The organism is Kitasatospora sp. NPDC059327 (genome assembly GCF_042752535.1).
GTDB lineage: Bacteria > Actinomycetota > Actinomycetes > Streptomycetales > Streptomycetaceae > Kitasatospora.
This window is the reverse complement of the sequence record NZ_JBHYYB010000162.1, coordinates 1-4,634: the sequence shown is the minus strand read 5'-3', so window position 1 is coordinate 4,634 and position 4,634 is coordinate 1. Positions and strand designations below refer to the sequence as shown.

The following is a 4,634-nucleotide window of genomic DNA, read 5'->3' as shown; positions in this document are numbered from 1 at the left end:
GGTGTTGGGGGGGGTGGGGGGGTGGGTGTGGTTTTGGGGGGTCACGCACGCCCCACTCCGGGGAACACGGAGCATGGCAGACAGCGCGGGTTGGGGCTGGTCGACCTGAACGGGGTGAACCAACGATGGCGGCCCTCGCTCGGGGGAGCGAGGGCCGCTCGGTCATGGGGTGGGGGCGGTGAGGTGGTCGAACTCGCCCACGTTCACAAGGTGGTGCTCGGCGTGCTCGCGGGTGTTCACGGGAATTGACGGCATTTCCGTCAGTGCGGACGTTCGTGCCGATCACCAAGTCGGCCGTGCCTCCGGGAAACCCGGCACAGTAGTCTCAGGTCATGCCTGAGAGATCAGTGGCGCACTTCTATGACGACCTGGCCGACGACTACCACCTGATCTACTCGGACTGGGACGCGGGCATCCGTCGGCAGGGGGACGCCCTGGACGCGCTGATCGGCCAGGAGCGCGCGGCGGTGCTCGACTGTTCCTGCGGCATCGGCACCCAGGCCATCGGCCTGGCGCTGCACGGGCACCGGGTCACCGGGACGGACATCAGCCCCCGCGCCGCCGCCCGCGCCGCCCGGGAGGCCGCCCGCCGGAGCCTGAGCCTGAGCACGGCCGCCGCTGACATGCGGCGCTTCCCGTTCGCCGACGGCCGGTTCGACACGGTCGTCTGCGCCGACAACTCACTGCCCCACCTGCTGACCGAGCAGGATGTGAGCGCGGCCCTGGCCGAGATGCGCCGGGTCCTGCGCCCAGGTGGCCTGCTACTGATCAGCACACGGCCCTACGACGACCTGCTGTGCGATCGTCCGGCTTCGACGCCTCCGCAGGTTTCCAGGGCCGCTGACGGCGGAGAGCGAACCGTCTCCTTCCAGCTCTGGCACTGGCACGAGGACGGGGAGCACTACGACTTGGAGCACTTCCAACTCCTCCCGTCAGACGGAGAATGGCGCGTCCAGGTCCGCCGGACGACCTACTGGGCACTCGGCCGCAACCGGCTGGCCGGCCTCGCGGCCGAGGCCGGGTTTGTCGACCTCCAGTGGCGGATGCCGCAGGAGACAAGCTTCTTCCAGCCGCTGCTTGTGGCCCGCGCCGGCGAGTAGGTGACTCCACCGTTCGGCGCGGGCGCGGATGTGTCGCAACATCCACCGCGGCGTCGCGCCCGGGGCCGGCCAAGTACGGCTTCCTGTGCGAGTCGCTCGGCGAGGAGTTCTGGGCGGACTACCACGCCAACCCGCCGCTGACGATGTTGCGCTGCCGCGCCTGATCCGGGCGAGAGACGAAGGCGGCCCCCGCTCGATCGAGCGGGGGCCGCCCGGTCATGCGGGGTGGACCGGCGCCGTTCCCAGTCGGCCGTCGTTCACGAGGGGACGGTCGTGTCGTGCGGCCGCAGCGTGGAGGACCCGTCGTCGTAGCCTCGGTCAGCGGGAACACTCCAGGGCTTGCCGGCCGATGGCGAACACCTCCAGCCATCCGCCGATGTCCTCTCCTCCGGGGACAACCCGCTGGTGGACCGTCTTCCGGCCGCAGGCCGCAGGCCGCGGGCCGGGGGCCGGAGAGGTACGCCAAGCTTTTCACGATCCAGCGGAGCTGTTCAACGCGTTCACGTTTCGACCACCAGCAGGTTCTTGTCGCTTCCGGTGCTTCGCGTGCTTGATGGAAGAAAGCCCCTCGGCGCTGGTCCGGATCGGACCTCAGGTAATGACTGAGCTTGCCGAGTCGGTGTGGTGGGAAATGAAAGGGGAATTGTCGTGACGAATATCGAGCAACCGCTACTGGGCATGTTTACCATGGACCCTTTCTTCTCTTTTGTAAAACCTAGGTGCAGCCCTCACCTTCACTGGCTGGAGGGGCGCACCGGTCAATTCTATGAAGAGATTCGACACCTGTTCCCGTCCGAATCAAGTTTCCGCAATTTGGCTCGGCAGGAGCACGGGTTGTATCTGGCCCTGCATTATCCAGATGGAGTACCGGACAGGTTGGCTGACATTGGGGACTGGATAATTACCTGGTTCGCACTTGACGACCTGTGCACCAATGGATCCGCCATTGACGACGAGTCCGTCTATCCTGCGATGCGTCAAGTCGTCGAGGGGCACGCTACAGGCACGCCGTTCGATATCGTCACACCCATAGCGATGACCATCAAATCGAAGATGCCGCCCGCGCAGTGGGACCGCTTCGTCTACTTGATGAACTACATGATCAGCGGCTTTGCCGCCGAGGACGAGATCAGGACTGGGCGTGCGCGCCGGGACATACCGACCTACCGGAAGGCTCGGTCCGGAAGCAGTGGAATGCACTGGTCCTACTTGTTGTGCGAGTATGCTCTCGATATCGACGCGAGCCCCTATGCATCCCTCGAACTGGAAGAGGCCGTCGAGGCGGCTGTCTGGAACTCCATCTATCTCAACGATATAATCTCCTATCGCAAAGAAGTGCTGTTGGGTCGCGACCCTTGCAACTATGTCGATCTCTATATGCGCGAGGCCGGAGCGGATCTCCAAGAGGCCGTCACCCACGTTCACGGCCTTGCCCTGCAAGCCGAGCGGCGAATCCTCGAACTGCAGGCTGCGGCCGATCCCATTGCTCGCACGGCAATTTCCGCAGTCGTCGATCAAATGGCTGGTACTGTCGCTTGGCAGTTCGTCTCCCCACGCTATATAGGGGAGGGTCGATGGAGCGGAATGGCCGAGGGGACTTGGCGTCTCTATGCAGATCGAACCACCGTCACATCCTGACTTCAGAGGTCATCTGATTGGGCTTGCGGGCCGCCCGCCTGACGATCGTCCAAGGGATTTGGGCCGTCATGACATGCAGGAATGGTGGCGAAGTCGGTCAGGGCGTGAGGGCGGTGTTGCGGGCGGAGTGGGAAGTCGGCGGGTCCGACTTCCCACTCCGGGGAACGCGGAGCGTGGAAGACAGCGCCGGTCGGGGCCTGTCGACCTGAACGGGATGGACCGATGAGGGCGGCCCTCGCTCGGGGAGCGAGGGCCGCTCGGTCATGTGGTGGGGGTGGTGAGGTGGTCGAACTCGCCCGCTTTGGCGCCTTGGAGGAAGGCGGCAAACTTGGTGGGAGTGGTGCGGATGATGACGCGGCCCTCGTCGGACTCACGTAGCTCGACCAGTCCGTCGACAGTGCGCACCTCCACACAGTTGTCACTTGCGCCGGAGTAGCTGGACTTCTGCCAGTCGGTGCTGGACATGGTGGCTCCCAGGCGGCGAGGTTTCCTGTGCGGGTCAAGTTAGGTGGTGAGGTGGTCGAACTCGCCCGCTTTGATGCCTTGGAGGAAGGCGGCAAACTTGGCCGGGGTGGTGCGGATGATGACGCGGCCCTCGTCGGACTCGCGGAGTTCGACGACGCCGTCCATGCCGCGTACTTCGACGCACTCGTCGTTTGCGCTTGAGTAGCTGGACTTCTGCCACACAGTACTATCCACGCTTGCTTTCCATTTCCTTCTTGATCGATCGCACGAAGTCTCGGGATTCCTCTTCTGAGAGGGCAGCCGATGCGATCTGGCTCAGCAGGGATCGGAACCTTGCCATGTGGGCCGGAGCATCGAAGAGTCGACAGCCCAGGCCTGTATCCGTCTGTGCTCCGTCGAGTTCGGGAATCGGACCTTCGGAGTAAGTGAAGTTGTCACTGGAGCTTGGCATGGCGGCGATATCGAACGGTACTACCCGGACCGTGATGCTCGGTTGCTCGGAGTCTTCGATGAGAGCGCCGAGTTGTTCGGCAAGGACTATCGGTCCACTGAACTGCATGCGGAGTGCAGCTTCGTGGATGAAGGCAGTGTAGGGCGTTTCCCCGGACCGGACGACGCGTTGCCGCTGCATCCTGAAGGCCGTCCTGAGGTCGACCTCATGGCGAGGGAGGGGTGGGAACGTCTGAGCAAAGACGGCAGAGGAGTACGAGCCGGTCTGAAGCAGTCCAGGGATGAAGGTCATCGTGTATGTGGAGAGCTTTTGCGCTTGGCTCTCAAACTCCGCGACGTCAAGGAAGTCTGTTGCCAGAGAGTTCCGATACTCCTCCCACCAGCCGGCTTTCGCGCGGTCCGTGATGATGTTCGCGAGAGCATCGATCAGGGGCTGGTTGACGCACATGCATGTCGCAGCGATGGTGCGCAGGCGCTCCACGCTGATGCCGATCCTCCCAGCCTCCATCTGCGTCACCTGAGCTGGACTCATGCCGACGGCGCGGCCGAGCTGGCTGCCGCCGAATCCGGCCTGCTCGCGCATCCTTCGCAGCTCCGCGCCCAGGCGTCGCTGGCGGAGCGTGGGGTTGGTGCGTGCAGCCATGGCGTCCTTCCGGGCCGAGAACGATCCAAGTCTGCCGCGCCACTTGCTCGTCGGTCCATCCGGCACCGATTGGGCGGTAGCTACCACGGAAGAGGGAACATCTTGAGTATAGGTAAAAGTTGACCTGAGAGTGCGCTACGGTCGTCTCACATCGATCCGATGGATCGTCAGTAACGCCTGTTTCCTGGGCAGTAGGCGCCTGCTGCCCGCGCACCGCAGAGCAGCCACGCGCGACCTCAACCAGTCCCGTTCTGGCTTGGCTCACGGCGACGACTCCCTCACCGGTCGACGAACCCACCACACTCCTCTTTCCGGAGGTCCCTCATGTGTGCCTTCAC

Annotated in this window: 5 protein-coding genes; 2 read left to right on the top strand and 3 right to left on the bottom strand. The window is 64.1% G+C overall.

The window, feature by feature from the left end; translation table 11 throughout:
* Positions 1–332 precede the first annotated feature (332 nt).
* Positions 333–1,100: a class I SAM-dependent methyltransferase gene (locus ACFXHB_RS42360; RefSeq protein WP_380582152.1), complete on the top strand. Its 768-nt coding sequence runs from the start codon at positions 333–335 to the stop codon at positions 1,098–1,100.
* A gap of 648 nt (positions 1,101–1,748) precedes the next feature.
* The gene (locus ACFXHB_RS42355; RefSeq protein ID WP_380582150.1) at positions 1,749–2,738 is read left to right on the top strand and encodes a terpene synthase family protein; all 990 of its coding nucleotides are present in this window, start codon (positions 1,749–1,751) and stop codon (positions 2,736–2,738) included.
* Positions 2,739–2,999: 261 nt separating this feature from the next.
* Here ACFXHB_RS42355 and ACFXHB_RS42350 read toward each other — a convergent pair whose 3' ends face one another.
* The 3 genes from ACFXHB_RS42350 to ACFXHB_RS42340 are packed head-to-tail and all read right to left on the bottom strand — an operon-like array spanning position 3,000 to position 4,296.
* Positions 3,000–3,203 carry a DUF397 domain-containing protein gene (locus ACFXHB_RS42350; RefSeq protein WP_380582148.1) on the bottom strand — a complete coding sequence of 68 codons (204 nt, stop codon included), beginning with the start codon at positions 3,201–3,203 and terminating at the stop codon, positions 3,000–3,002.
* Between the two features lie 39 nt (positions 3,204–3,242).
* Positions 3,243–3,437, bottom strand: a complete 195-nt coding sequence (locus ACFXHB_RS42345; RefSeq protein WP_380582146.1) for a DUF397 domain-containing protein — start codon at positions 3,435–3,437, stop codon at positions 3,243–3,245.
* Positions 3,430–4,296, bottom strand: a complete 867-nt coding sequence (locus ACFXHB_RS42340) for a helix-turn-helix domain-containing protein (RefSeq protein WP_380582144.1) — start codon at positions 4,294–4,296, stop codon at positions 3,430–3,432. Before ACFXHB_RS42340 ends, ACFXHB_RS42345 begins: the two co-directional genes overlap by 8 nt.
* Between the last annotated feature and the right edge of the window lie 338 nt (positions 4,297–4,634).

Coding starts and splice junctions, on each gene's coding strand:
- ACFXHB_RS42350 (WP_380582148.1), bottom strand. CDS start 3,203: ATGTCCAGCACCGACTGGCAGAAGTCCAGCTACTCCGGCGCAAGTGAC.
- ACFXHB_RS42360 (WP_380582152.1), top strand. CDS start 333: ATGCCTGAGAGATCAGTGGCGCACTTCTATGACGACCTGGCCGACGAC.
- ACFXHB_RS42340 (WP_380582144.1), bottom strand. CDS start 4,296: ATGGCTGCACGCACCAACCCCACGCTCCGCCAGCGACGCCTGGGCGCG.